The sequence below is a fragment of the Aeromonas sp. R7-1 genome (assembly GCF_040908115.1).
In the GTDB taxonomy this organism is placed as follows: Bacteria; Pseudomonadota; Gammaproteobacteria; order Enterobacterales; family Aeromonadaceae; genus Aeromonas; species Aeromonas caviae.
Window position 1 is genome coordinate 36,534 of the sequence record NZ_JBFODD010000041.1, and the last position, 25,096, is coordinate 61,629.

Genomic DNA, 25,096 nt, shown 5'->3' on the forward strand with positions numbered 1-25,096 from the left:
ATGGCGGCATTTGAATACAAGGCCCTCGACGGCAAGGGGCGCAACAAGAGCGGCGTGCTGGAAGGGGATTCCGCCCGCCAGGTGCGCCAGCTGCTGCGCGAGCAGGGGCTGACCCCCCTCGAGGTGAACGAGACCACCGAGAAGGCCAAGCGGGAGGCGAACCGCTTCGTGCTGTTTCGCCGTGGTGCCTCCACCGCAGAACTGGCCCTCATCACCCGCCAGCTGGCGACCCTGGTGGGGGCCGGTCTCACCATCGAAGAGGCCCTCAAGGCGGTCGCCGAGCAGTGCGAGAAGGCCCACCTGCGCAGCCTGGTGGCGACGGTGCGCAGCAAGGTGGTGGAGGGGTATTCCCTGGCCGACTCGCTGGGGGCCTTCCCCCATGTGTTCGACCAGCTGTTCCGCTCCATGGTGGCGGCCGGCGAGAAGTCCGGTCACCTGGAGAAGGTGCTCAACCGTCTCGCCGATTACACCGAGCAGCGCCAGCACATGCGCACCAAGCTGCTGCAGGCGATGATCTATCCCATCGTCCTCACCCTGGTGGCGGTGGGGGTCATCTCCATACTGCTCACCGCCGTGGTGCCCAAGGTGGTGGCCCAGTTCGAACACATGGGCCAGCAACTGCCGGGTACCACCCGTTTCCTCATCGGCACCAGCGAGCTGTTGCAGCACTACGGCCTCTGGTTCCTGCTGCTCCTTGGCATTGGCGGCCTGATCTGGCGCTGGTGGCTGACCGACGACAAGCGTCGCCGTCGCTGGCACCAGGTGATACTGCGCCTGCCGGTGATCGGTCGGGTCAGCCGTGGTCTCAACACCGCCCGCTTTGCCCGCACCCTGAGCATCCTCAACGCCAGCGCCGTGCCCCTGCTGGAGGGAATGAAGATCGCCGGCGAAGTGCTCTCCAACGACTATGCCCGCATGCGCATCGGTGAGGCCACCGAGCGGGTGCGGGAGGGGACCAGCCTGCGCAAGTCGCTGGATGAAACCAGAATTTTTCCGCCCATGATGCTGCACATGATCGCCTCGGGCGAGCAGAGCGGCGAGCTCGACAGCATGCTGGAGCGGGCGGCGGACAACCAGGACCGGGAGTTCGAAACCCAGGTGAACATCGCCCTCGGGGTGTTCGAACCCATGCTGGTGGTCTCCATGGCAGGGGTGGTGCTGTTTATCGTGATGTCGATCCTGCAGCCGATCCTGGAGCTCAACAACATGGTGAATCTGTGAGGGTCGGGTGCCCGAATAGGCTTCGCCATTCGAACCTGCAAATTCAATCGAACGATCGTGGTTTAACAGTTAATCGTTGATGGCTCATGCCATCTCATTTCGTTAGGGAGTCAGTCATGCAAAAGCGTCGTCAATCGGGTTTTACCCTGCTGGAAGTGATGGTGGTCATCGTGATCCTGGGGATCCTGGCCAGTCTGGTGGTGCCCAACCTGATGGGCAACAAGGAGAAGGCGGATCAGCAAAAAGCGGTCTCCGACATAGTGGCGCTGGAAAACGCCCTCGACATGTACAAGCTGGACAACAACCGCTACCCCACCACCGAGCAGGGGCTGGATGCCCTGGTCAACAAGCCGACCGCATCCCCTGAGCCGCGCAGCTACCGGGAAGGGGGCTACATCAAGCGCCTGCCGCAGGATCCCTGGGGCAACCAGTACCAGCTGCTGAGCCCGGGCCAGTTCGGCAAGATCGACATCTTCTCCATGGGGATGGACGGCGAAGCCGGGACCGATGACGACATCGGCAACTGGAACCTGAAGGACTTCCAATAAGTGATTCCGCCGCGTCGTGCTCACCGGGCCACCCCGGGGCTGCCTGAATGAAGGTGGCCTCTTGGGCCCGTCACCAGGCCGGTTTTACCCTGCTGGAGGTGTTGCTGGTCGCCATGTTGATGGGACTGGTGGCGACCGCCGTCACCCTCAGCATGGGGGGCGCCAGGGGGGATCGGGAGCTCGACAAGCAGGCGCGCCGCTTCATGGCGACCCTGCAGCAGGCCCAGGAGTATTCGGTCATGGATGGCAGGCTGCTGGGGCTGCGGGTCGAGGAGAACGGCTGGCAGTTTATGTCCCGGGATCCCAAGGATCGCAAGTGGCGTGCACTGACCGGTGACAAGCTGCTGGGGCCGGTGACGTTGCCGGAGGGGATGACCCTGGCGGTGGAGCTGGAAGGCTTCAACTGGCGCACTGCGTCGGACGAACGCCAGGAGCAGGGTCGGGACGAGCGCGAGCGGACACCCCAGATCCTGGTCTTTCCGGGGGGAGAGCTCTCTCCCTTCGTGCTGACTCTGAGCCAGCAGGACGAGGATCTGCACTACCTGCGCACCGTCAGGGGGGACGAGTTCGGTCGTCTCTCCCTGCTGCAGGATGAAGAGGAAGAAGAGTGAAGAGCGCCAGGCCCGCAGGGGGCGTTCTAGCGCGTCGCACCGCTCTGTCGGGCGGCCCCGCCCGGGTGCGCGGCATGACGCTGCTGGAGGTCATGGTGGCCCTGGCGGTGTTTGCCATCGCCGGGCTGGCGGTGATGAAGACCGCGAGCGAACACCTGGCCGGCCTCAATTATCTGGAGCAGAAGACCCTGGCGACCTGGGTGGTGGAGAATCAGCTGGTGCAGCAGAAGCTCGAAGGCAAGTGGCCGGGAGACAGCTGGGTGGAAGGGGACGAGGAGATGGCCGGGCAGACCTGGTACTGGCGCTATCGCGGCGTCGCCACGGCGGACAGCAACTTCAGGGCGCTGGACATGGAAGTGCGCACCGCGCCCAAGGCCGAGAGCCCGGTGGCCATGATCCGGACCTATCTCAGCCGATGAACATTCATCAACGTGCGTCCATGATCCGGAGCCGGTGTCAGCCGATGATCCAGAGCAACCCCCGCCCATCGCGCCACCGCGGCTTTACCCTGCTTGAGATGCTGGTGGCCATTGCCATCTTCGCCACCCTGAGCCTGGGGGCCTATCAGGTGCTGCAAGGGGTGCTGACCAGCGACGAGGTGGCCAAGCGCAAGGAGGCCCGCCTTTCGGAACTGCAGCTCGCCTTCAGCCTGCTGGAGCGGGACGTCACCCAGATGGTGCCGCGCAGCGGTCGCATCGACGGCGAGAACAACAAGGTGCTGCTGGCGGCGTCCCGCTTCGGCCAGCAGAGCGACGACTGGGGCATGGCCTTCATTCGCGGCGGCTGGCTCAATCCGGACGGCATACTGCCGCGCTCCGGCCTGCAACGAGTGGGTTGGCGTCTCAAGGGGCAGACCCTGGAGCGGTTGAGCTACCTCTATCCGGATCCGGCCATTGGCACCGAGCCGCGCATTCAGCCCGTGCTGACCGGCGTGACGGCGCTGCGCCTCTATTTCTACGACAAGGGACAGTGGAAGGAGGAGTGGACCCAGCGCGACCTGCTGCCCTACGGGCTGGCGGTGGAGCTGGAGCTTGAAGACTACGGCACCATCCGCCGCCAGTTCCTGATCGGAGCCGGTGGTCAGAGGGCAGAGAATGGTAACTGATCGTCGTTTTCCCCTGTCTATCACGGAGGATGACGGCACTATTCGACGCCGCCAGTTCCTGATCGGAGCCGGTGGCCAGAGGGCAGAGAATGGTAACTGATCGTCGTTTTCCCCTGTCCGTCACGGAGGATGACGGCACTATTCGACGTCGCCAGTTCCTGATCGGCGCTGGTGGCCAGAGGGCGGACAATGGCAGTTAAGCGCCCCCGCCCTCCTTTGGCCCCCGGCAGACAGCGGGGCATGGCCCTGCTGGTGGTGTTGCTCATCCTCGCGGTGATGGTGATCGTCGCCAGCAACATGAGTGGCCGCCTGCAACTGGAGCTGCGCCGCACCGCCAACCTCACCCTGGGCAAGCAGGCCTGGTGGTATGCCATGTCGGCGGAGGCCCTGGTGATCAAGGTGCTGAACCAGGACTTCAAGGATGACCCGGATCGGGTGAGTCTGGGACAGAACTGGGCGCGGGAGGACGGGGTCTTCCCGGTGGAGGATGGCACTCTCTCGGGCCGGGTACGGGATCTGCAATCCTGCTTCAACCTCAACAGCCTGAGCGTGCCCCTCAAGGAGGGGGAGAACGGCGACGATCTCGAGGCCCAACCTTATCAGTTCAAGGTGTTCCGGGCCCTGCTCGCCCAGCTCGAGGTGGATGATTACGAAGCGGTGCAGCTGACGGACGCCATCCGTGACTGGACCGACAAGGATACCCAGCTGGTCTCGAGCAACGGGGCCGAGGATGCCTACTACGAGGGACTCAATCCCCCCTACCTGGTGGCTAACCAGCGGATGCTGGGCACCGACGAATTGCGGGCAGTGCGCGGGGTGAGCGCCAGCCTGTACGCCCGGTTGGCCCCCTATGTGTGCTCCCTGCCCAATGACAAGCTGGTGGTGAACATCAACACCATCCGGCCGGAGCAGGCGGCCCTGCTGGTGGGGCTCTACCAGGGGAAGATCGGGCTGGACGATGCCAAGCGGGTGCTGACCAGCCGCCCCAAGAAGGGGTGGAAGAACAAACAGGAGATGACGGAGCAGTTGCAGGTTCAGCCGGGTGCCATCACCGGGCTGGATGGCGCCCTGGACATCAAGAGCAGCTTCTTCGAGGCCCGCCTGCTGGCGGAGGTGGGGGAGACCCGCGCCAGGCTTGAGACCGTCTTCCAGCGTGGCAAGGACAACAAGCTGGTGATGCTGCGTCGCCTGAGCGGCGGCGCCGAATAACAAGGGGGCGTGGGGCGGTTCAGCTGCCCTGCGCATCCCCCGATTGGACTGCAACCCATGGCTGTGCGCCCGCCCCCCTGAGGGAGGAGCGGGCATGGCAGGAGAGACATTAGTGAGCGAGAGTCTGGTCATCCGTCTGGGGACCAATGCGCAGCAGCCAGTGCACTGGCTGGTCTGGTCGGCGCAGGAGCAGGAGATCATCGCCTCCGGCATCCTGGCCTCGGCGCACGCCCTCGGCGAGCTGCAGGAGCGTGCCGGTGGTCGCCCCGTGGTGACCCTGGTGCCCGGCAGCGATCTTATCTTCCGGCGGGTCAATCTGCCGGGCAAATACAGCCGCCAGAGTGCGGCGGCCCTGCCCTATCTGCTGGAGGAGCAGATCGCCTCAGACGTGGACGATCTGCACCTGGTGGTGCTCGGCCATCAGGGCCGCGAGGTGGATCTGATGGCGGTGGACAAGGGGAAGATGCACTCCTGGCTCGGTTGGCTGGAGCAGGCAGGGCTCAAGACCCTGCACCTGCTGCCCGACGTGCTGGCGCTGCCGCTCGCCGCCGATGGCTGGTCAGCCCTGCAGCTGGGGGAGGAGTGGCTGGTCCGCCAGGGCCCCCGTCAGGGCATAGTGGCGGAGGAATCCCTGCTGGCCATGCTGCTGGCAGCGCAGACCGAACCCGTCACCCTTCACTGCCATACTCCCATCCCCGCCATGGCGGCGGGCAACTGGCAGGGGGCTGACCCGGAACTGCCCATGCTGTTGCTGGCGAAAGGGGCGCTGACCTGCCAGGCCAACCTGTTGCAGGGGCCCTATCGTCCCCAGACCGAATACGCCCGCTACTGGTTGCAGTGGCGCAAGGTGGCGGTGCTGGCAGGCGTATTGTTGCTGGTGGCCCTGGTGCAGCGCGGTGTGCATCTGCACCAGCTGACGGAACAGGACAAGGCCCTCAAGGCGGAGATCCGGCAGGTCTACACCCGGATCTTCCCGGGAGAGACGCGGATCGTCAACGTGCGCAGCCAGATGACCCAGCACCTCCAGCAGTTGGGGCAGGCTCCGCAGGATGGCGTCCTGTTGCTCCTGACCGAGCTGGCCCCGGTGTTTGCCGAGGTGCCCGGCCTCAAGCCCGAGGTGCTGCGCTTCGATGCAGCCCGGGGCGAGCTGAGGTTGCAGGTGACGGCCCCCGGCTTCACCGAGATCGAACGTTTCCGCGAGCTGGCGGGCAAGCGCTTCGAGGTGCAGCAGGGTGAGGTGCGAAGTACCGAAGGCAAGGTCGAAGGGGCGCTGGTGCTCAAGGGGAGGTCGTCATGATGGACAAACTGCAGAGCTGGTGGCGCGGCATCAGTGCCCGCGAGCAGCGGCTGGTGGCGGTGGGGGGCAGCGTGTTGCTCATCGGGCTCTTCTACTGGGCGATCTGGCAGCCGGTTGCAAATCGCATTGCCGAGCGCGAGCGGCAGGTGGTGAACCAGCAGCAGACCCTGGCCTGGCTCAAGGAGAAAGGGCAGGAGGTGCTGGCGATGCAGGGGGGACAGGGGCGCCAGGTCGATACCGGCGGTACCCTGGACGGTGTGGTGAACCGCACCGCCTTCAACCAGAAGATCAAGATTGCTCGCTTGCAGCCCCAGGGTCAGGAGCTGCAGGTATGGATAGACACAGTGCCGTTCGATGATCTGCTGATCTGGCTGGCGACCCTCTCGGATCAATACGGCGTCCAGGTGCAGATCATCGAGCTGGCCCGCGAGGGGCTGGCCCCCGGGCTGGTCAAGGTCAGACGTTTGCAGTTGAGTCGTTCCCAATGAAGCGAAAAATAGTGATCGCCAGTCTCTTCCTGCTGGCCTATCTCGGTTTCCTGCTGGCCCAGTTGCCAGCATCCCTGGTGGTGCGCCATCTGCCGCTGCCCCCCAATCTGGTGCGGCTGGAGGGGGTGAGCGGCACCCTCTGGAGCGGTCAGGCCGCCCGGGTGCAATATGCCAGCGAGTCCCTCACCCAGTTGCGCTGGGATCTCGATGGCTGGTCCCTGCTGCGGCTGGCGCCCGAGGTGTCGGTGCGCTTTGGCGAGCGCAGCGGACTCAACGGGCAGGGGATCCTGGGTTGGAACGGTGCCGCTTTCGGGCGCGACATCACCCTGAATGCGCCGGCCCCCTGGGTGCTGGATCGGGTGCCGATGAGACCCCCCTTCCCGTTGACGGCGACGGGCCAGTTGCAGCTCAAGATCGATCAGTTTGCCCAGGGCACTCCCTGGTGCGACAACCTTTACGGGGATCTTCACTGGTATGACGCACAGGCGGACACCCCGGCGGGCAAGCTGGCCCTGGGGGATCCCGAGATCACGCTCACCTGTCTCGACTCCCGGCTGGTGGCCAAGATCAAGCAGGGCTCGGAGGCGGTGCAGGTGCTGGGCAAGCTGGAGTTGCAGGCCAATCGCCAGTACCTGTTCCAGGGCACCCTGAAACCGGGTCCCGAGCTGCCGGACCAGATGAAACAGGGGCTCCCCTTCCTCGGCCAGCCCGATGGGCAGGGGCGCTTCCCACTGCGTTATCAGGGCCGCATCTGACGGCGTTGCCCATGGTTTGAACCACCCCGCCCCGGCGGGGTGGTGTCGTTATGGGGGCGCGCCGGCTGGCGCCGTGATGAGGTGATTGAGGAAGAAGCTGAACAGCTCGGCCCGGGAGTGCAGGTTCAACTTGGCGTAGAGGTGCTTGCGGTGATTCTTCACCGTGCCGCTGCCGATGCCGAGTGCATCGGCAATGGCCTCGGTATCCAGCCCCTGCAACAGCAAACCCGCCACCTGGCGCTCCCGCCGGGTTAGCTGATCTCCCCCCACACTGGCGATAGCCTGCTCCACCGCCCCCTTGAGGTCAGTGCCATCTGACCTGGCCGGGCTGCGGGCCAGGCGGGGTGTCTCTTCCCGCCAGTGCTGGCGACACAGGGAGTGGACCAGCGGGAACAGTGCCTCCAGCCTGGCCAGCTCGTCACGGCTGAGGGAGCTGCGCTTGTCGAGGCGGCCCAGAAACAGCATCAGGGTGAGGCCGCCGCGCACCGGCAGGATCAGCCCCACCTCCTCCTGCCAGCCGGTGGCCTGATAGAAGTGGTGGCGATACTCGGGGTCGAGCCGCCCCCGCGACACCTGCGCCAGGGTCCAGACCCCGGCACCCAGCCCCTGCTCCAGCGCCTGCATGAAGGGATCCTGACTGAAGTGGCGGGTGAGGTAGCGGTCGAACAATAGGGCCCGCTGATGATGCAGGTTGTCGTAGAGGTAGACGGGGCGCAGCCCCACCCCGAGCAGCAGGGCACAGTCGAACGCCACCTGTTGCTGGATGAGGCGCACCAGGGCTGCCGGGAAGCCGCTGCCGTGCAGGGCATCGACGGCGGCGGTCAGGCTCAGGGTATCCGTGGCAGGAGACGGGGACATGGCGATGGGCTCCGGGTCAGGGAATGGCTTCCCCACGATGGCAGGATGCTAGCACGGGAGTGGCAAAACTGTCCCCTGGGGGACATATCTGCCAGCACTGCAAACGGCGAGGATGGCCCTCTTTCTCTTGCTGTTGGAGCCCTCCATGACAAATCCTCACCTGCTCGATGAGCTGACCCAGCGCGGCCTGGTGGCCCAGAATTCCGACCCGGTGGCGCTGGCTGACCACCTCGCCACCCCGCGCACCGTCTACTGCGGGTTCGATCCCACCGCCGGCAGCCTGCACATCGGCCATCTGGTGCCACTGTTGATGCTGCGCCGCTTCCAGCTGGCGGGCCACACCCCGGTGGCGCTGGTGGGCGGGGCCACCGGCCTTATCGGCGATCCCAGCTTCAAGGCAAGCGAGCGCCCCCTCAACAGCGCCGAGACGGTGCAGGGCTGGGTGGCCAGCCTGTCGGCCCAGATAAAAGCGCTGCTGCCAGCGAGCGACGGGCTGGCGGCGTCGCTGCTGGTCAACAACGCCGACTGGATGGGGCAGATGTCCGCCCTCGATTTTCTGCGGGACATCGGCAAGTACTTCTCGGTCAACGCCATGCTGGCCCGCGAATCGGTGCGCCAGCGCCTGGCCCGTCCGGATCAGGGCATCTCGTTCACCGAGTTCTCCTACACCCTGCTGCAATCCCAGGACTTCGCCGTGCTCAACCAGCGCCTCGGCTGCACCCTGCAGATCGGCGGCAACGACCAGTGGGGCAACATCACCAGCGGCATGGATCTCACACGGCGGCTGCATCAGACTCAGGTCTATGGCATGACGCTGCCGCTCATCACCAAGGCCGATGGCACCAAGTTCGGCAAGACCGAGGGGGGCGCTATCTGGCTCGACCCGGCGCTCACCTCCCCTTACGCCTTCTACCAGTTCTGGCTCGGCACCGCGGACGAGGATGTCTACCGCTTCTTGCGCTACTACAGCTTTATGCCGCTGGCCGAGATTGAGGCGCTGGAGGCGGAGGATGCGAAGCGGCAGGGGCGCAAGCTGGCCCAGCAGGTGCTGGCGGACGAGCTGACCGAACTGGTACACGGCAAGGGGGCGTTGGCGGCGGCGCAGCGCATCAGCGAATCGTTGTTCAGTGGCGAGGTAGCCCGCCTTGGGGAGAGCGATCTGGCTCAGCTGGCGCAAGATGGCATGCCAAGCAGCCCCATCAAGGGGGAAACGGATCTGGTGACCCTGCTGGTGGAGTGCGGCCTGGCCAACTCGAAGCGGGTCGCCCGCGAGCTGCTGGCGGCGGGGGCCGTCAGCGTCAACGGTGCGATCCGCCGGGATGAGCCGCTCACCGCTGACGATCGGCTGTTCGGCCGCTACCTGCTGCTGCGCCGGGGCAAGAAGCAGTACCACCTGGTGATCCGCTCATGAAGGGGTGAGCGCCTCGATGACGTAGTCGAGGAAGTGGCCGACCAGGGCCGACTCGGCCCGGCGCTGGGTATAGAGGGCGTAGAAATGGGCCCCCTTGGGGCGATAGTCCGGCAGCACTTCGCGCACCACCCCCTCGGCCAGCTCGGCCGCCACCAGGTAGCGCGGCAGGCGGGCTATCCCCAGTCCCTGGCGCATCCCTTGGTGAATCGCCTTCTTGCTGCTGAAGGCCAGTTCGCCCGCTACCTCGAGAGGGATCTCGCGCCCCTGGGCAAGCAGGGGCCAGCGCTCGTGGCGGCCGTACTCCTGGCTGCGGGTGATGAGGCTGTGCTGGTGCAGATCCTGCGGTGTGGTGAGGGGCGGGTGGCGGTCCAGGTAGTCGGCGCTGGCGCAGAGCACCAGATCGTCCACCGCGATGGGGCGCGCCAGGTAGGGCTGGGTGCCGAGCTCAGTGCTGCGAAACGCCACGTGCAGGTTGTCGCGCAGCAGGTCGGCCGGGGTATTGCTGAAGTCGGCGATGATCCGCACCTCCGGGTGGTCGGCGCGAAAGCGCAGCAGCACCGGGGTCAGCACCACTTCTCCCCAGAGATCCGGCGCCGTGATGCGCAGCTCCCCGCACAGTGCCGAGCGGCGGCGCTGCAGGCCGTCCAGCAACTGCTCGTGCAGGGCGATCATCTGGTCGGCCTGGCGGTAGGCGAGCTCTCCTGCGTCGGTCAGTTGCACCCGGCGGGTGGTGCGACTCAGGAGCACGCTGCCGAGGCTCTGCTCCAGGTGGCGCAGATCTTTTGACGCCTTGCTCGGGGTGATGCCGAGCTGGGCCGCCGCCGCGGCGAAGGATCCACAGCGGACGATGGCGACCAGCAGGCGCATCAGGTAGAGGGTGTCGAGCTTGTGGTGACTCATGAAGGGTGGCCTATTGTGTCTTGCTGGGAATGAATGTCTTGCTTGTGCGCCTGATTATATCCTGTTGGCCCGGGTTTATAGTGGCCGCCATGCCATTGCGATCCCGGGAGAGGACGATGAACAAGACACTGGGCGACAGCTTCCACTTCGAGCGAGCCGGATTGCGGCTCAAGAACCGGGCCGTGCTGGCCCCTTTGACCCACAACATGAGCGGCGCAGGCGGTGATCCCGGCCAGGCCGAGCTCGACTGGCTGGCGCGCTGCGCCCGTGGCGGCTTCGGCCTGCTCATTGCCGCCGCCACCCAGGTGCGGCCCGGCGGACGCTGCTGGGCGGGGCAGCCTGCCCTGATGACGGACGCCCAGCAGCAGGCCTTCACGGCCCTGGCCGACAGTGCGCGGCAGGCCGGGGCGCTGGCGGTGGTGCAACTGCATCACGGCGGGATGCGGGCTCTGCCCGAGCTGAACGACGGGGCGCCAGTCGGCCCGTGCGCGCTGGCGCCGGGCGGGCGTTACCCCCTCGGGGTCAAGGGGCTGAGCGAGGAGGAGATTCTGACGCTCATTGACGCCTTTGTGAGCGCTGCGGAGCGGGCCCATGGCGCCGGCCTGCACGGGGTCGAGCTGCACGCAGCCCACCACTTCCTGCTCTGCAACTTCCTCAACCCCCTGCACAACCGGCGCACCGACCGCTGGGGTGGCAGCCTCGCCAACCGGGGGCGGATCCTGGTGGAGATAGTGCGCGGCATTCGCGCCCGTCTACCCCGGGGCTTCCTGGTCGGGGTGCGTCTCTCCCCCGAGAGCTATGCCCATATCCAGGGCATCGAACTGGCCCATCAGCTGGCGGTGGCGCGCCTGCTGGCGGACGAGGGGATCGACTACCTGCACTTCTCCATGGGGGACAGCTTCAAGGCGGTGGCGGGGGATCCCGACGGCGGCGCCCTGCTGGAGGCGGTAAGGGTCGGGTTGGCCGGGCGGGTGCCGCTCATGGTGGCGGGCAAGATTAGCGACGCAGATTCGGCGGAGCGGGCTCTGGCCGGCGGCGCCGATCTGGTGGCGGTGGGCACGGCGGCCCTTGGCAATCCGGACTGGATGGAACGGGTGAGCCGCGGCCTGCCTCTGCATGCAGCCCCTTTCACGGCGGCGCACCTCACGGAGGTTGGCTTCACCCCAAGCGCCCTCGACTACCTGGCCGGCATGGGGGTGCTGGCCCCGCGCGATGCGGCCTGAGGGCTTTCATGAACGGTATGCGCTCGGCAGGCTGCTGAGCTGATGTGACAAGGCCCTCGTGAAGAGGGCCTTGTGCGTGTCAGGCGCCGAGAGGGAGCAGGTCGGCGTAGTCGTCGAGCGCCGGGAAGTGCTGGAAGGTGAGTGGCGGCATCTGGCTGTCGGGGTGACGGATGCCGAGCTGGTGGGCGATGCCGAACTCGACCGAGGCGGCCAGGATCCGCTCGCTGTCATCCACGAAGAGGGTGCGGGCCGGGTCGAAGGCCAGCCGCTCGGCCAGTGCCTGCCAGCAGTGCTGGCTCTCCTTCGACCACCCCAGCTCATGGGTGCTCACCATCAGATCGAGGTGCTGGGCGAGGCCGAGGCGTGCATCCTTCACCGACAGGCTGGCGGGATGGGCATTGGTGAAGAGCACCACCTGCTTGCCGGCGGCCTTGAGTGCGGCCAGGAAGGGAATGACGTTGGGGCGCCACTGGATCTTCTCCAGGATCTCCTGTTTGAGGGCGCGGATGTCGAGCCCGAGCGTCCGGGTCCAGTAATCCACGCAGTACCAGTCGAGGGTGCCGTTGACCGCATGATAGTGGGTGTCTATCTGCGCCTTCGCCTCGGCCAGCGGCAGGCCGAGTCGCTCGGCGTAGCGCGCCGGCACCAGGGTTTGCCACAGGTGGCTGTCAAAATGGAGATCGATCAGGGTGCCATCCATGTCGAGCAACACGGTATCAATCTGGTGCCAGGGCAGGGGAGTCGACATGGGGCCTCGCGATGTCTGTGGTGATGGGAAAAACGGGGCGCATTATAACGGATTTTTCAGGCATCTTTCCCCTCTTTGCCCCGTGGTGTTCGGCAGGGGAGTCGTTTACTCTTGAAACACGATTTTTTAACGAGCAGTCAGCCCCCGATGAGCGATCCCCACAAGCGCAATCCCGTCCACCTCAGTGTCGAGACCATGGCCCATGACAAGAGCAAGCCGGAGATCCTCAAGGCCGAGATCGTGGCCGAGAGCCGGTTGTTCAAGGTGGAGTCCCTTCACCTGAAATTCTCCAACGGCGAGGAGCGGGTCTACGAGCGGATGCGCGGCGGCAACCGGGGTGCCGTCATGGTGGTGCCCCTGTTCGATGCCCACACCCTGCTGCTGGTGCGCGAGTACGCGGCGGGCACCCACTCCTACGAGCTGGGTTTCCCCAAGGGATTGATAGACCCCGGTGAAAATGCCTTCGAGGCGGGCAACCGGGAGCTGATGGAGGAGGCGGGCTTCGGGGCGAGCAGCCTGACCCTGCTCAAGCAGGTGTCGCTGGCGCCGGGGTATTTCTCCAGCCGGATGGACATCTTGCTGGCGCGGGATCTCTACCCCGAGCAGCGGGTCGGTGACGAGCCCGAGCCTCTCGAGGTGATCCCCTGGCCCCTCAACCGGATCGACGAGTTGCTGGCACGACCGGACTTCACCGAGTCGCGCAGCATCAGTGCCCTGCTGCTGGCCAGCAAATGGCTGGCGGAGCAGGGAAATTAGCCCGCAGAGGGTCTGTTTGGTAATCAGAGGCAGAGGTAAGCACCATGCAGGAGTTGTTGGCCTGGATACCCGAGGTCAAGGAGATCGCCCGTGAGGCGGGCAGGATCCTTCACGAGATCTATCGCGGCGGTCAGTTCGAACGCCAGTTGAAGGAGGATGCGACCCCGGTCACCAGTGCCGATCTTGCTGCCGATGCCTACCTCAAACAGGCGCTGGCAGCGCTCACTCCCCATGTCCCCGTGCTGACCGAAGAGGCGGCCGACATCCCCTTCAGCCAGCGTGCGAACTGGCGCCAGTACTGGCTGGTGGACCCGCTGGACGGCACTGGTGAGTTCATCGCAGGCAGCGGCGACTTCGCTACCCTGATCGCCCTGGTGCGGGACAATGTCCCGGTGCTCGGGGTCATCTATGCCCCCGAATCCGATCTGCTCTACTGGGCGGTGCGTGGTCACGGCGCCTTCAAGGAGGCGAACGGCGAGAGCCGTCCCATCAGCGCCATCCATCATGAACACGATCAGCCAGACTCCCTGGTGGTGGCCATCAGCCGCCGCCAGAAACTGGAGAACCTGACCCGTCGCCTCAACCCGGCCATCCACTACGAGCTGATCCCGCTCGGCTCCAGCTCCCTCAAGTCCTGCCTGGTGGCGGAAGGCGTGGCGGATTGCTACGTGCGTCTGGGCCCCACCGGGGAGTGGGATACCGCTGCCGCCCAGTGCATCGTGGAGGCGGCAGGGGGGCGCATCCTCAGCCTGGCGCTGCAACCGCTGAGCTACAACGAGACCGAGTCGCTGGAGAACCCGGACTTCATCGTGATGGGGGACCCGGATCTCGCCTGGGGTCGCATTCTGGCCCACTGACGGGTCGACCAGCTCGCAGGGAATGCAATCAGGCGACCACAGGGTCGCCTGATTGCATTGGTGTGATCCACTGGCTGGTTACGGGGATTTTAGGGAGATTCGCTAGTGATGGCGATAACGGCAGTGGATCATCACATCCAATCTGGCTGTACTGGCATAAATTTCATTTAATTCTGAAAACATGCATTTCATCGAAACAAAAAATCGACGTCGGTTTTAATTTTGGTTTTATATTCCTAACTTTTGGTTAATGTCAGGATTAATCGAATAATCCGGGGTGAAATTTCCTCCCAATCTCACTGGTGGAACAGGGCTTTGCCAGTGAGATCTGCCAGTCTCCCTTTTTGAGAATTAAATGCTAAAGGAGCACAATCTTTTTAGATTTTAATACTACGTAAAAGTGATTTATCGATGAGTTTATCTGCAGACGTCTCACGGGAGCTCTCCGGTTCCCCCTCCACCATGGCCAGCACCGGCTGGCGTCGCCACGACACCCATTGGGTCATCAGCCTGTTCGGCACCGCCGTCGGCGCCGGCATTCTGTTCCTGCCCATCAACCTGGGTCTGGGGGGGATCTGGCCCCTCATCATCGTCGCCGTGCTGGCCGGTCCCATGACCTTCCTCGCCCACCGCGGGCTGGCGCGTTTCGTGCTTTCGTCGTCGCGCCCCCAGGCCGACTTCACCGAGGTGGCCGAGGAGCACTTCGGCAAGATGGCCGGGCGCCTCATCTCGGCGCTCTATTTCCTCTCCATCTTCCCGATCCTGCTCATCTACGGCGTCGGGCTGACCAACACGGTGGAGAGCTTCATGGTCAACCAGCTCGGCCTGGCCTCCCCGGATCGGGTGATGCTCTCCGGCGTGCTGGTGTTCGCCATGATCGCCGTGATGCTGGCCGGCGAGAAGGCGATGCTGCGGGCCTTCGCCGTCATGGTCTACCCGCTGGCGGCTATCCTGCTGGCCCTCTCCTGCTACCTCATTCCCCAGTGGCAGTGGCCGGAAGTGACCGCCTTTGAAGGCACGAGCTTCCTCAACACCGTCTGGCTGGCGCTGCCGGTCACCGTGTTCGCCTTCAGCCACGCCGCCGCCATCTCGGGCTTTGCCAACGTGCAGCGCCGGGAGTACGGGGAGCAGGCCGAAACCAAGAGCGGCCTGATCCTGCGCAACACCACCGTCATGCTGGTGGGCTTCGTGCTCTTCTTCGTCTTCTCCTGCGTGCTGAGCCTCTCCCCGGCTCAGTTGGCCGAGGCCAAGGCCCAGAACGTCTCCGTGCTCTCCTATCTCGCCAACATCACCGACAACCCGGTGATCGTGACCCTGGGGCCGCTCATCGCCTTCATCGCCATCAGCTCCTCCTTCCTCGGCCACTTCCTCGGTGCCCGCGAGAGCCTGAAAAGCCTGATCGCCAAGCCCACCGGCCTGCCGCTGGCGAAGGCGGACAAGCTCGGCATCGCCCTGATGTTCTTCGCCATCTGGGGCGCCGCCATCATCAACCCGGGCATTCTGGGGTTGATGGAGACCCTCTCCGGTCCCGTCATCGCCATGATCCTCTTCATCATGCCGGTGGTGGCCATCTACAAGGTGGAGGCGCTGGCCCGCTTCCGTCACCGTTGGGTCAACGGCTTCATCCTGCTGACCGGTGCCCTGGCGGTCTCGGCCCTGCTGTTCAGCCTGCTGAAATAAGCCAGGCCGTCAGCATCAAACAAGAGAGGCGACCCCGGGGGTCGCCTCTCTTGCTTCTGCTTTCTGGTTGCCTTGCCGTGTCTCACCCCAGCTTGGCGCCGTTCTCCACCGCCTGCTCGGGGATGGCGATCACCACGGCGCCATCCGGGCGATAGAAGCCGGTCAGCAGAAACTCCGACTGGATGGGGCCTATCTGCTTGGGGGGAAAGTTCACCACGGCGACGATCTGGCGGCCCACCAGATCCTCCGGTCGATAGAGGTCGGTGATCTGGGCGCTGCTCTTGCGCACCCCGAGCTCGGGGCCGAAATCCGCCCACACCTTGTAGGCGGGGCGGCGCGCCTCGGGGAAGGGCTCGACCCGCACCAGGGTGCCCACCCTGAGCTCCACCATCTCGAAATCCTGCCAGCTTATGGTCTGCATCTTGGCTCCTCGTTGCTCATACCTTGCATGAGCCTCAGCATGCCTCGAATGCCCGGGGATTGTCTTCGGCAAAGAGCCGACTGATTACGGCAGGCGGCCGTTTTGCCGGCGCCAGAGGGAAGGGGTCAGTCCGGTCTCGGCCAGGAAGCGCTCGGCAAAGGCTCCCTGGTTCTGGTAGCCGCAGCGGCTGGCCACTTCGCCGACTGGCAGCCGGGTGCGAGCGAGCAGGGTGCGGGCCAGTGCCATACGCCGCATCCTGAGGTAGTGGGAGACGCTCGTGCCCACCTGCTGGCGAAAGGCGTGTTTGAACTGGCTCAGGCCGAGGCAGGCGATGGCGGCGAGTTCCTCGTTGGTGAGGGGGTCTGCGAGGTGGGCTTCCATATGACGCTGCACCTTGGCGATACGAGGGGCTATGCGGGGAGCGACGGCGGGGCCCATGCCGCGTCCCTCGGTCAGCAGCCCGAGCCACACCTGATCCATGCCGGCCACGTGGCGCCCCTCGGCCACCATGCGGTGCAGGAAGGCGAGGTAGTGGCGCTGAGCCTCATCCAGCTCGACGAAGGGGTGGTCCCCCAGGGCGGCTGGCAGCCAGTGGCTCTCCTGCACCAGAAACACGTGCGCCGGGTCGGCGGCGTAGTCGTGGCGAAGGCCAGGGGCGATGATGCAGGCAAAACCGGGGGCGAGGCGACATCCCCGGCCCTGCACCTCGATCTCGAGGGGGCCGACGAGGGGGATCACCAGCTGGGCGTGGTCATGACTGTGGCTCTGCATGTCGCTCTGGTAGTGACGCAGGCTGAAGGGGGAGGCGGCAGATAAGCATGACGCGGCACCGGGCCGCGTCATTGACAGGGATGCATCGTTTGCCATGGGCAGCCGCATTACTCGGCGTCGAAGTCTTCGATCTCTTTGCCAAGGGCTTCCATGATGGCGCGGGCCTCGGCGGGGACGCTGTCCGGGTGATCCTTGCGCAGATCGTCGTCACAGGGCAGCGGCTGGCCGGTGAAGGCGTGCAGGAAGGCTTCGCAGAGCAGCTCGCTGTTGGTCGCATGACGCAGGTTGTTCACCTGGCGACGGGTGCGCTCATCGGTCAACACTTTCAGCACCTTGAGCGGGATCGAGACGGTTATCTTCTTGACCTGTTCGCTCTTCTTGCCGTGCTCTGCATAGGGGCTGACGTAGTCGCCGTTCCACTCTGTACCCATGTTCCACCTGTAGTCGTTTGGCCGTGAGCGCGGATTTTAACCCTTAAGGAATTCAATGGCAATCCAACAGCAAAGCCATTTAGACGTCTAGAAGTGTTGACGGCTTTTTTAAGGTGGCGTAGTGTGGTGCACCATGGGCCGGCAGTCCGGCCAACGAAAATGAGAGCGGGGCTGGACGACCCACGAGGCGGACCGGCTCCGGCAACCCATCAAGGAGAGTGACATGACCCACAAGGCCACCCTGGCGGTACGCACCGGGATTGAGACAGACACGCAGCACGGTGCCGTGGTGCCCCCCATCTACCTCTCCAGCAACTACACCTTTGCCGACTTTGGCGAGCCCCGTCAATACGACTATGCCCGTTCCGGCAACCCGACCCGCACCAATCTGGCGGACGCCCTGGCGGCCCTGGAAGGGGGAGCCGGCGCCGTGGTGACCGGCACCGGCATGGGGGCCGTTCACCTGGTGACCACGGCTCTGCTCAAGGCGGGGGATCTGCTGATCGCCCCCCACGACTGCTACGGCGGTACCTGGCGTCTGTTCGAGTATCTGGCGGCCAAGGGCCACTACCAGGTGCAGTTCGTGGATCAGGGGGACGAGGTGGCGCTGGCCGCCGCGCTGGCCCAGAAACCCGCACTGGTGTGGGTGGAGACCCCCTCCAACCCGCTGCTGCGGGTGGTGGACATCGCCGCCATCGCCGAGGCCTCCCACGGGGTGGGGGCCCAGGTGGTGGTGGACAACACCTTCCTCTCCCCCTTGCTGCAACAGCCCCTGGCCCTTGGTGCCGACGTGGTGGTCCACTCCACCACCAAGTACATCAACGGCCACTCCGACGTGGTAGGGGGTGTGGCGATCGCCAAGGATCAGGCTCTTGCCGACTCCCTGGTGTGGTGGGCCAACTGCCTGGGGCTCACTTCCGGTGCCTTTGACTCCTACCTCACCCTGCGGGGCCTGCGCACCCTGGCCCCGCGCCTGCGCACCCATCAGGAGAACACGGATCGCATCCTCGCCTTCTTGCAGCAGCAGCCGCTGGTCAAGCGGATCTATCACCCCAGCCTGCCGAGCCATCCGGGCCACGACATTGCGCGCCGTCAACAGTCCGGCTTTGGCGCCATGCTAAGTTTTGAGCTCGATTGCAACGAGACGGGGCTGCGCGCCTTCCTCGCGGGGCTGCGCCTCTTCTCGGTGGCGGAGTCCCTCGGCGGTGTGGAGAGTCTGGTGGCCCATCCGGCCAGCATGACCCACAGGGCCATGACCCCTGCGGCCCAGCAGGCGGCGGGTATCAGTGCCCAGTTGCTGCGCCTGTCGGTGGGGATCGAACACGGTGAGGATCTGGTGGCCGATCTGGCCCAGGGGTTTGAACAGGCGCAGTTGGCACAACAGGCAGAGCAGGTGAAGTAATGGAACAACAACAAGGAGAGTGTGTGGTGGCAACAGAGGCAGTCTTCAAGCGGCGCCATGTACACAAGTTCGGCGGCAGCAGCCTGGCGGATCCGGTCTGTTATCGCCGGGTCGCCAGCATCGTCGAGCAACAGGTGGGGGGCAACGAGCTGGTGGTGGTCTCCGCCGCGGGCAAGACCACCAACCGGCTGATCCAGCTGGTGGAGCTGGCGGAAGCGGGGGATGAGGCCGCAGGCGAAGCCATCACCGCCCTGCACGCCTATCAGCAAAGCCTGATCGACGGCCTGCTGGAAGGGGATCTTCACCTCGATCTGAGCCAGCAACTGACGGACGACATGCAGCTGATCGCCAAGACCCTGGAGGGGCAGTTTGACCGCTTCGAGCGCAACGGCCTGCTCGCCTTTGGCGAGGTGTGGTCCGCCCGTCTGCTGGCTGCCCTGCTCACCAGCCGGGGTGAGGCGGCCGCCTGGCTCGATGCCCGCAGCTTCCTGCGCGCAGAAGACGGCGCCCTCATCAAGGTGGATACCGCCCTCTCCAGCGAGCTGCTCAAGGCCCGCCTGGCCGAGCACGCCGGTCGCATCGTGGTGACCGGCTTCATCGCCGCCGACATGGAGGGGCGTTCCCTGCTGCTGGGGCGCAACGGCTCCGACTACAGTGCCAGCCTCCTGGCGGCGCTGGCGGACGGCGAGTCCACCACCATCTGGAGCGACGTGGCCGGGGTCTACAGTGCCGACCCGCGCCGGGTGAAAGAGGCTCGTCTGCTGGAGCGCCTGAGCCTGGCCGAGGCCAACGAGCTGGCGCGCCTGGGCTCCTCGGTGCTGCATTCGCGTACCCTGCAGCCGGTGGCCGACAGCCGCCAGCGACTCACCCTGCGCTGCAGCTACAATCCGGACGAAGGCTGTACCCACATCCTGCGCCGTGCGCCCCGCTCCGGCGGTGCCCGCATCGTCTCCTCGGTGGATCAGATAGCCCTCATCGAGCTCAAGGTGCTGCCGCAGACGGACTTTGAGCAGACAGTGGCGGCCATCGAGGCCCATCTGGCCCGCCATCGCCTCCATCCGCTCACCCTGCAGCGCCAGCCGGATCGGCGGGTCCTGCGTCTGGCCTACACCCTGGAGGTGGCACAAGGGGCCTTCGAGGTGCTCCGTGACTTCCAGTTGCAGGGCAACTTTACCGGCCTCATCCAGAAGGAGGGGTTCAGCCTGGTCGCCCTGGTGGGGGCCGGCGTCACCGACAACGCCGAGCAGTGCCACCGTTTCTACCAGCTGCTGGCGGATCAGCCCCTGGAGTTCGTGCAGGTGGCCAAAGACGGCCTGAGCCTGGTGGCCGTGCTGCGCCAGATCGTGCTGGAGCCGCTGCTCATCGCTCTGCACAGTGCCCTGTTCAGCCGCCCGACCCGGGTCGGGCTGGTGGTGTTCGGCAAAGGCAATATCGGCGGTCACTGGCTGGGGCTCTACGCCCGCGAGAAGGCGCGCCTCGAGCATGAGCTCAATCTGGCGCTCACCCTCTACGGGGTCTTCGACTCCAAGGGCGGGCTGCTGGACGAAGAGGGGCTGGATCCCCTCAAGGTACAGGACAACTTCCATCCCAAGCCGCTCATCTGGCCGGAGCTGCTCTCCCAGCTGGAGCAGCACAGTTTTGACTCCCTGATCGCGCTCGACATGACCGCCAGCGAGACGGTGAGCCGCTACTACCCGGACTTTGCCCAGCTCGGCATCCACATCATCGCCGCCAACAAGTTTGCCGGTGCCGCCGACAGCGAGTTTTACCAGCGCATCAAGCAGACCTGCCGCGACCATCAGGTGCAGTGGCGCTACAACGCCACCGTGGGGGCCGGGCTGCCCATCCAGTCCAGCATCCAGATGCTGCGTCAGAGCGGTGACCGCATCCAGGGGGTTTCCGGCATCTTCTCCGGCACCCTCTCCTGGCTGTTCCAGCAGTATGATGGCACTCGCCCCTTCTCCGAACTGGTGGACGAGGCGTGGCAACACGGCCTGACCGAGCCGGATCCCCGGGAGGATCTCTCCGGTCAGGATGTGCGCCGCAAGCTGCTTATCCTGGCGCGGGAGGCGGGCTTCGAACTCGACTCCGCCGACATCGAGCTGGAGAACCTGGTGCCGGTGGTCCTGCGCAAGGTGAGTGCGGATCAGTTCATGGACAGGCTCAAGGAGCTGGATGACCCTATCCAGACCGCCTTCGAGGGGGCGCGCCGGGTCGGCAAGGTGCTGCGTTATGTCGCCCGCTTCGAGCACGACGGCAAGGCCCGCGTCGGGCTGGAGGCGCTGGAGCCCCATCACCCGTTTGCCAACCTCTTGCCCTGCGACAACGTGTTCGCCATCGAGAGCGACAGCTATCGCACCAACCCCCTGGTGATCCAGGGGCCGGGAGCGGGCCGGGAAGTGACGGCCGCCGCCATCCAGTACGATCTCTGGCAGATCTGCGCCAGCCTCTGAGGCTGCGTGACACGATGCAATGAGAAGAGGCGCCCCAGGGCGCCTCTTCTGTTATCGGGTGGCGGAGTTACCAGAACAGCCGGCCCAGGAGGGGGGCGAGCAGCACGGTGGCCATGCCGGCGATCATCATCACCATGCTGGAGACCACCCCCTCCTCGTTGCCCATCTGATAGGCCCTGGCTGTCCCGGCCCCGTGAGCCGAGGCACCAAAGCCCGCGCCCTTGCCGAGGCGGCTGCGGATGGCGAGCACGGTGAGCACGCTTTCTCCCACCGCCATGCCGATGACGCCGGTCAGCACCACGAACAGGGCGGTGAGATCGGCGTTGCCACCCACGGAACGGGTCGCCTCCACCGCGAAGGGGGTGGTGATGGATCTCATGGCCATGCTGCGTTGCAACAGCTCGGAGAGGTTGAGCCAGCGGGCCAGCAGCACTGTGCTGCCCACCGCCATCACCACGGACGCCACGACCCCGACCGAGAGGGAGAGCCAGTGGCGGCGCATCAGCTGGCGATTCTCGTAGACGGGCACCGCGAAGGCGACGGTGGCAGGGCCCAGCAGCCAGAGCAGCCAGTGGGATTCGGCCATGTAGTCCCGGTAGGGAATGTGGAACAGCATCACCACGGCCACCAGCAGGGTGGGGGCGAGCAGCAGCGGCATCAGGGGCAGGATGCGCTTTTTGCCATAGAGCCACTTGCTGGCGTAGTAGAAGAGCAGGGTCAGGGCGAAGCAGAGCAGGCCGAGCAGGGTGTCAGACATGGCGGCGACTCCGGCGGGCCAGCTTCAGCTCGAGGCGATAGACCCTGTCCACCACCAGGGCCGTGGTGCCGAGCACCAGCACGGTGCTGACGATCAGGACCACCATGATGCGCCACCCCTCCTGCAGCAGCAGCTCCTGATAGTTGACCACGGCCACCACGGCGGGGACGAAGAAGAGCAGCATCTCCGCCAGCAGCCAGCGGGCCCCGGCACTGAACCACTGGGCCTTGACCACCCCGAGCAGGATGCAGACCAGCAGCAGCAACATGCCGGTGAGGTTGGCGGGCAGGGGCAGGTGCAAGGTGCGCACTGCGATGTCGGCCAGCAACCAGATGGCCGCCAGCAGGGCGATTTGGAAGGGGGTTTGCAACCAGCGAAGGCAGAGGGTTTTCATGGCAAGCGTCTTTCTGTGAACCTGCTCACAGTATAGAGGGGGACCAAACCTGCAAAAAATGAATTTAAATTATCAAAATCATGCCAAAGAGGCATGATTTAGCCAGCCATTCCCGTCAAGAGAGCACCATGGATATTCGAGCCCTGCGTTACTTCGTCGAGCTGGTGCGGGAGCAGAGCTTCACCCGCGCCTCCGAAAAGCTGTTCGTCACCCAGCCCACCATCAGCAAAATGATCCGCAACATGGAAGAGGAGCTGGGCCAGCCCCTGCTGAGCCGGGTTGGCCGCCGCTTCACCCTGACCGACAGCGGCCAGGTGCTGTTCAATCGGGCCCAGACCATCCTGGCGGAGATGCAGCAGCTGGAGGCGGAGCTGGCGGATCTGCAGAGCCTGCAATCCGGGCGTCTTGCCCTCGGCATCCCGCCCATGGTGGGCCATGTCTATGCGGATCTCATCCGTACCTATCGCAGCCGCTACCCCGGTGTGGAGCTCTCCATCGTCGAATATGGCGGGCGGCGCATCGAGCAGGCGGTGCTGGCGGGGGAGCTGGATCTCGCCATCACCATGCTGCCGACCAGGGAAGAGGGGGCCCTCTGCGCCCTGGATCTGGACAGTTACCCCATCCGGGTGGTGCTGCCGGACCTGCCCCGCTGGCGCGAGGGGGGCGAGATCCGGCTGGAGGCTCTGCGGGACGAACCCTTCCTGCTCTATACCCAGGCCTTCACCCTGAGCGAGCGGCTGGAGCAGGCCTGCGAGCAAGCCGGGTTCGTGCCTCAGGTGGCGGCCCGCAGCAGCCAGTGGGACTTTCTCACCGCCATGGTGCGAAGCGGCATGGGGGTCGCTTTCCTGCCGGAGCCCATCTGCCGGCGGCTGACGCCGGACGGCCTGGTGTTGCGCCCTCTGGCCCCGGCGCTGAGCTGGCGGCTCGGGGTGATCTGGCCAGGGGATCGCTACCTCTCCCGCACCGCCGAGGCCTGGCTTGCCCTGTGCCGCGAACAGGGCTGAAGAGAGGGTCTGGGGTTAGGGGGTCCCCGGTGACGCCATGCCTGTGACGAAGCGGGCATAGGCTGCGGAGTGTCGCACCTCCTCAATCTCGTCCCACACCTGTTGGCTGAGATCGGGGTGGGCCTGATGGAAGGGGTGGGAGAAGATGAGGTAGTAGGGTTTTTCGACCAGGGGAGGGGTGATCCGCTCGAGTGTGGCCTGCAACTGCGGGTGGGCGGCCAGGGTCCGTTCTGCGACCCCGGTTTGCAGGGCGGCGGCAACGGCGCGCTGCATCGCGACCTTCTTGAGCAGGATCAGTGGTTCCCTGCTGGAGTCATCCACCCTGACACCGCTCTCCTGCAGCTAGGCGACGATGGAGAAACCGGACTGCGCCGCAATGACGCCCCGGGCGACGAGCTGCCGGCCATCCCAGCGAACCTGTCCGCCTTTTGGCTGGTAGAGGCTGTAGCTCTCGGTGAGCAGGCGCTTGGCGGGATCAGGTGCCCCCTGTCGCATGGGATAGACCCCTATGGTGCGAGCAGGCTCTTCGCTGTAGCTCAGCTTGACGGCGGCATCAAGCTGGCCCTGGCTGACGAGGGAGAGGCAGCGTTTCCAGGGCAGGGGGGTGAGAATGATGGGATGCCCGATCCGGTTTGCCACCTCCTTGAGGTGGAACTGCACTATCCCCTCGCCGGACATCAGCAACCAGGGAGGCGAATCGCTGTTCTCCATGCAGGCACGAATGCTGCCGGGGGCGGCCATGACGCAGGTCGGCAGCAACCAGAGCAGCAGCGCCAGGCAGAGAGTGCGCAAGGGGAGCCTGCCTGACAGGGGAGAACCGGCGAGCCAGTCAGGGAGCGATGCCAAAGTCATCCCTCATCGGGTCATAGAGATAGGCGCGGTAGTCGGTGCTCTCGTCGGGCAACTGCGGGTTGGTCAGCCGGAAGATCTGGCGTGAATCGAGCCGGGCAAAGACCAGGGAAGGCTGGAAATGATGGCGCCAGAGGCGCTGCAGGGAGCCATCTTTCCAGGCCAGTTGCAGGCCGCGCAAAAGGCGCTCGCGCTCCTTGCTGTAGGTGGCGTGGCTGTAGAGGGAGTGGATGAGCGGATAGAAGAGGGCGACATGGCTATCCACGGTCAGCCCCGGCAGGCCGGGTCTGTGGATTTTCCACTCGCTCAATATCTCGTTGGCACCACGGCAGAAGAGATCGATCCGGCCACGGGCCACCAGGCGAAACAGTGACTCATAGTTATCCACCTCCTGCACCCTGAAGCCGTTGTAGCGAAGGATGTCGGCATCCCGCCAGCCGGTGCCCACCCCTTGCGTGAACTGCTGCAACTGGGACAGGGTGTGAACCCCGGCCAGGGCCTGGGCACGGGCGCTGCCGACAAAACAGACCCGGTAGCCGAGCACGCCCAGATCGATGGGGAAGGGGACCAGGGTGACGCCGGGTTGAGGGATCTCCTGGGGCCAGCTGTCGACGATGAAGAGGGCATTCTTGCCCGGCGTTTGCACTTCGAGCCGCATCCTCGCCTTGTTCATCCTGATGGCGTCGAGCAGTTCATAGTCGCCGTAATCGGGCCGTGTTTTCTCCAGCGCCAGCTGCATCGCCGCCCGGTAATAATTCATGCGCACATCCTGTTGGGTTTCCCCGGTGATCAGGGTGAAGCGGGTGGCCGCCATCGTGAGGGACGGGAGGGAAAGGAGGAGCAAAAGGAGCAGGGTTCGATGCATCTTGACCGGGTTCGGCAACGTGATTGTGCCCAGTATAGACGGGCCATTCCCGTCGACACAGCGCTATCAGGCTCTGGCAGAT

General features: G+C 65.2%; 28 protein-coding genes and 1 pseudogene. 18 read left to right on the forward strand and 11 right to left on the reverse strand.

All coding sequences use genetic code 11. The annotated features are described in order from the left end of the window. The 10 genes and pseudogenes from exeF to exeN all read left to right on the forward strand — a co-directional run bounded on the left by exeF (position 1) and on the right by exeN (position 7,234). Positions 1 to 1,221 (forward strand): GspF family T2SS innner membrane protein variant ExeF, encoded by a 1,221-nt coding sequence (gene exeF / locus AB5Y51_RS10685; RefSeq protein ID WP_039040588.1) that lies wholly within the window; start codon positions 1 to 3, stop codon positions 1,219 to 1,221. A gap of 116 nt (positions 1,222 to 1,337) precedes the next feature. Next, positions 1,338 to 1,769: a GspG family T2SS major pseudopilin variant ExeG gene (gene exeG / locus AB5Y51_RS10690; protein WP_010675723.1), complete on the forward strand. Its 432-nt coding sequence runs from the start codon at positions 1,338 to 1,340 to the stop codon at positions 1,767 to 1,769. Positions 1,770 to 1,816: 47 nt separating this feature from the next. Continuing rightward, the gene (gene exeH, locus AB5Y51_RS10695; RefSeq protein ID WP_039040587.1) at positions 1,817 to 2,380 is read left to right on the forward strand and encodes a GspH family T2SS minor pseudopilin variant ExeH; all 564 of its coding nucleotides are present in this window, start codon (positions 1,817 to 1,819) and stop codon (positions 2,378 to 2,380) included. 65 nt (positions 2,381 to 2,445) lie between these two features. Continuing rightward, positions 2,446 to 2,799, forward strand: coding sequence for a GspI family T2SS minor pseudopilin variant ExeI (gene exeI, locus AB5Y51_RS10700; protein ID WP_257707003.1), 354 nt, complete (start codon positions 2,446 to 2,448; stop codon positions 2,797 to 2,799). Positions 2,800 to 2,843: 44 nt separating this feature from the next. Then, the gene (exeJ, locus tag AB5Y51_RS10705) at positions 2,844 to 3,485 is read left to right on the forward strand and encodes a GspJ family T2SS minor pseudopilin variant ExeJ (RefSeq protein ID WP_103858238.1); all 642 of its coding nucleotides are present in this window, start codon (positions 2,844 to 2,846) and stop codon (positions 3,483 to 3,485) included. A gap of 125 nt (positions 3,486 to 3,610) precedes the next feature. After that, positions 3,611 to 3,685 (forward strand): annotated as a pseudogene (locus AB5Y51_RS10710) (type II secretion system protein GspJ); the annotation flags it as partial. Beyond that, the gene (gene exeK / locus AB5Y51_RS10715) at positions 3,675 to 4,694 is read left to right on the forward strand and encodes a GspK family T2SS minor pseudopilin variant ExeK (RefSeq protein ID WP_368178416.1); all 1,020 of its coding nucleotides are present in this window, start codon (positions 3,675 to 3,677) and stop codon (positions 4,692 to 4,694) included. The pseudogene AB5Y51_RS10710 and the gene exeK, both read left to right, overlap by 11 nt. Before the next feature lie 112 nt (positions 4,695 to 4,806). Then, the gene (gene exeL, locus AB5Y51_RS10720; protein ID WP_081999394.1) at positions 4,807 to 5,991 is read left to right on the forward strand and encodes a GspL family type II secretion system protein ExeL; all 1,185 of its coding nucleotides are present in this window, start codon (positions 4,807 to 4,809) and stop codon (positions 5,989 to 5,991) included. Then, entirely contained in the window at positions 5,988 to 6,479 is a 492-nt protein-coding gene (gene exeM, locus AB5Y51_RS10725; RefSeq protein WP_048208487.1) for a GspM family type II secretion system protein ExeM, read from the forward strand. Before exeL ends, exeM begins: the two co-directional genes overlap by 4 nt. Continuing rightward, positions 6,476 to 7,234: a GspN family type II secretion system protein ExeN gene (gene exeN / locus AB5Y51_RS10730; protein ID WP_368178417.1), complete on the forward strand. Its 759-nt coding sequence runs from the start codon at positions 6,476 to 6,478 to the stop codon at positions 7,232 to 7,234. Before exeM ends, exeN begins: the two co-directional genes overlap by 4 nt. 48 nt (positions 7,235 to 7,282) lie before the next feature. Here the strand turns inward: exeN and AB5Y51_RS10735 are convergent, their stop codons facing one another. Further along, positions 7,283 to 8,092: a LuxR C-terminal-related transcriptional regulator gene (locus tag AB5Y51_RS10735; protein ID WP_368178418.1), complete on the reverse strand. Its 810-nt coding sequence runs from the start codon at positions 8,090 to 8,092 to the stop codon at positions 7,283 to 7,285. 145 nt (positions 8,093 to 8,237) lie between these two features. Between AB5Y51_RS10735 and tyrS the strand changes: the two genes are divergently transcribed. Then, on the forward strand, positions 8,238 to 9,503 hold the full coding sequence (gene tyrS, locus AB5Y51_RS10740; RefSeq protein WP_368178419.1) for a tyrosine--tRNA ligase: 1,266 nt from the start codon (positions 8,238 to 8,240) through the stop codon (positions 9,501 to 9,503). Here tyrS and AB5Y51_RS10745 read toward each other — a convergent pair. After that, entirely contained in the window at positions 9,498 to 10,403 is a 906-nt protein-coding gene (locus AB5Y51_RS10745; RefSeq protein WP_103259517.1) for a LysR family transcriptional regulator, read from the reverse strand. The two genes, tyrS and AB5Y51_RS10745, sit on opposite strands and share 6 nt — an antisense overlap. A gap of 116 nt (positions 10,404 to 10,519) precedes the next feature. Here AB5Y51_RS10745 and AB5Y51_RS10750 point away from each other — a divergent pair, with 116 nt between their 5' ends. Further along, on the forward strand, positions 10,520 to 11,626 hold the full coding sequence (locus tag AB5Y51_RS10750) for an NADH:flavin oxidoreductase (RefSeq protein ID WP_323882289.1): 1,107 nt from the start codon (positions 10,520 to 10,522) through the stop codon (positions 11,624 to 11,626). 79 nt (positions 11,627 to 11,705) lie between these two features. On the opposite strand, the gene yrfG is transcribed toward AB5Y51_RS10750, so the two are convergent. Beyond that, positions 11,706 to 12,374 carry a GMP/IMP nucleotidase gene (gene yrfG, locus AB5Y51_RS10755; RefSeq protein WP_282414608.1) on the reverse strand — a complete coding sequence of 223 codons (669 nt, stop codon included), beginning with the start codon at positions 12,372 to 12,374 and terminating at the stop codon, positions 11,706 to 11,708. 147 nt (positions 12,375 to 12,521) lie between these two features. On the opposite strand from yrfG, the gene nudE reads away from it, so the two are divergent. The 3 genes from nudE (at position 12,522) to AB5Y51_RS10770 (ending at position 15,667) form a co-directional block, all read left to right on the forward strand. Further along, entirely contained in the window at positions 12,522 to 13,130 is a 609-nt protein-coding gene (gene nudE, locus AB5Y51_RS10760) for an ADP compounds hydrolase NudE (RefSeq protein ID WP_039040577.1), read from the forward strand. Positions 13,131 to 13,174: 44 nt separating this feature from the next. After that, positions 13,175 to 13,987 (forward strand): 3'(2'),5'-bisphosphate nucleotidase CysQ, encoded by an 813-nt coding sequence (gene cysQ, locus AB5Y51_RS10765; RefSeq protein ID WP_010675709.1) that lies wholly within the window; start codon positions 13,175 to 13,177, stop codon positions 13,985 to 13,987. 411 nt (positions 13,988 to 14,398) lie between these two features. Continuing rightward, a complete protein-coding gene (locus AB5Y51_RS10770; protein WP_029314815.1) occupies positions 14,399 to 15,667 on the forward strand; it encodes an aromatic amino acid transport family protein in 1,269 nt (422 codons plus the stop codon). 82 nt (positions 15,668 to 15,749) lie between these two features. On the opposite strand, the gene AB5Y51_RS10775 is transcribed toward AB5Y51_RS10770, so the two are convergent. From AB5Y51_RS10775 to metJ, 3 genes are all read right to left on the reverse strand, one after another. Further along, on the reverse strand, positions 15,750 to 16,088 hold the full coding sequence (locus AB5Y51_RS10775; RefSeq protein ID WP_010675707.1) for a tRNA-binding protein: 339 nt from the start codon (positions 16,086 to 16,088) through the stop codon (positions 15,750 to 15,752). 84 nt (positions 16,089 to 16,172) lie between these two features. After that, positions 16,173 to 16,931, reverse strand: a complete 759-nt coding sequence (locus AB5Y51_RS10780) for an AraC family transcriptional regulator (RefSeq protein WP_183148948.1) — start codon at positions 16,929 to 16,931, stop codon at positions 16,173 to 16,175. Positions 16,932 to 16,966: 35 nt separating this feature from the next. Further along, complete coding sequence (gene metJ / locus AB5Y51_RS10785; protein ID WP_005327165.1) at positions 16,967 to 17,290, reverse strand: met regulon transcriptional regulator MetJ; 324 nt, start codon at positions 17,288 to 17,290, stop codon at positions 16,967 to 16,969. A gap of 223 nt (positions 17,291 to 17,513) precedes the next feature. Between metJ and metB the strand changes: the two genes are divergently transcribed. Beyond that, a complete protein-coding gene (gene metB / locus AB5Y51_RS10790) occupies positions 17,514 to 18,692 on the forward strand; it encodes a cystathionine gamma-synthase (RefSeq protein WP_010675705.1) in 1,179 nt (392 codons plus the stop codon). Next, complete coding sequence (locus tag AB5Y51_RS10795) at positions 18,692 to 21,145, forward strand: bifunctional aspartate kinase/homoserine dehydrogenase II (RefSeq protein ID WP_213320072.1); 2,454 nt, start codon at positions 18,692 to 18,694, stop codon at positions 21,143 to 21,145. Before metB ends, AB5Y51_RS10795 begins: the two co-directional genes overlap by 1 nt. A 67-nt stretch (positions 21,146 to 21,212) precedes the next feature. Here the strand turns inward: AB5Y51_RS10795 and AB5Y51_RS10800 are convergent, their stop codons facing one another. Then, the gene (locus AB5Y51_RS10800) at positions 21,213 to 21,902 is read right to left on the reverse strand and encodes an LrgB family protein (protein ID WP_010675703.1); all 690 of its coding nucleotides are present in this window, start codon (positions 21,900 to 21,902) and stop codon (positions 21,213 to 21,215) included. Next, on the reverse strand, positions 21,895 to 22,296 hold the full coding sequence (locus tag AB5Y51_RS10805) for a CidA/LrgA family protein (RefSeq protein ID WP_039040574.1): 402 nt from the start codon (positions 22,294 to 22,296) through the stop codon (positions 21,895 to 21,897). Before AB5Y51_RS10805 ends, AB5Y51_RS10800 begins: the two co-directional genes overlap by 8 nt. A gap of 128 nt (positions 22,297 to 22,424) precedes the next feature. On the opposite strand from AB5Y51_RS10805, the gene AB5Y51_RS10810 reads away from it, so the two are divergent. Beyond that, positions 22,425 to 23,300, forward strand: a complete 876-nt coding sequence (locus AB5Y51_RS10810; protein ID WP_039040573.1) for a LysR family transcriptional regulator — start codon at positions 22,425 to 22,427, stop codon at positions 23,298 to 23,300. A gap of 15 nt (positions 23,301 to 23,315) precedes the next feature. On the opposite strand, the gene AB5Y51_RS10815 is transcribed toward AB5Y51_RS10810, so the two are convergent. The 3 genes from AB5Y51_RS10815 to AB5Y51_RS10825 are packed head-to-tail and all read right to left on the reverse strand — an operon-like array spanning position 23,316 to position 24,963. After that, positions 23,316 to 23,621: a hypothetical protein gene (locus AB5Y51_RS10815; protein WP_234035469.1), complete on the reverse strand. Its 306-nt coding sequence runs from the start codon at positions 23,619 to 23,621 to the stop codon at positions 23,316 to 23,318. Positions 23,622 to 23,642: 21 nt separating this feature from the next. Then, positions 23,643 to 24,146 (reverse strand): hypothetical protein, encoded by a 504-nt coding sequence (locus tag AB5Y51_RS10820; protein WP_368178420.1) that lies wholly within the window; start codon positions 24,144 to 24,146, stop codon positions 23,643 to 23,645. Continuing rightward, positions 24,130 to 24,963, reverse strand: a complete 834-nt coding sequence (locus tag AB5Y51_RS10825) for a hypothetical protein (RefSeq protein WP_368178421.1) — start codon at positions 24,961 to 24,963, stop codon at positions 24,130 to 24,132. The genes AB5Y51_RS10820 and AB5Y51_RS10825 overlap by 17 nt, the downstream gene beginning before the upstream one ends. Between the last annotated feature and the right edge of the window lie 133 nt (positions 24,964 to 25,096).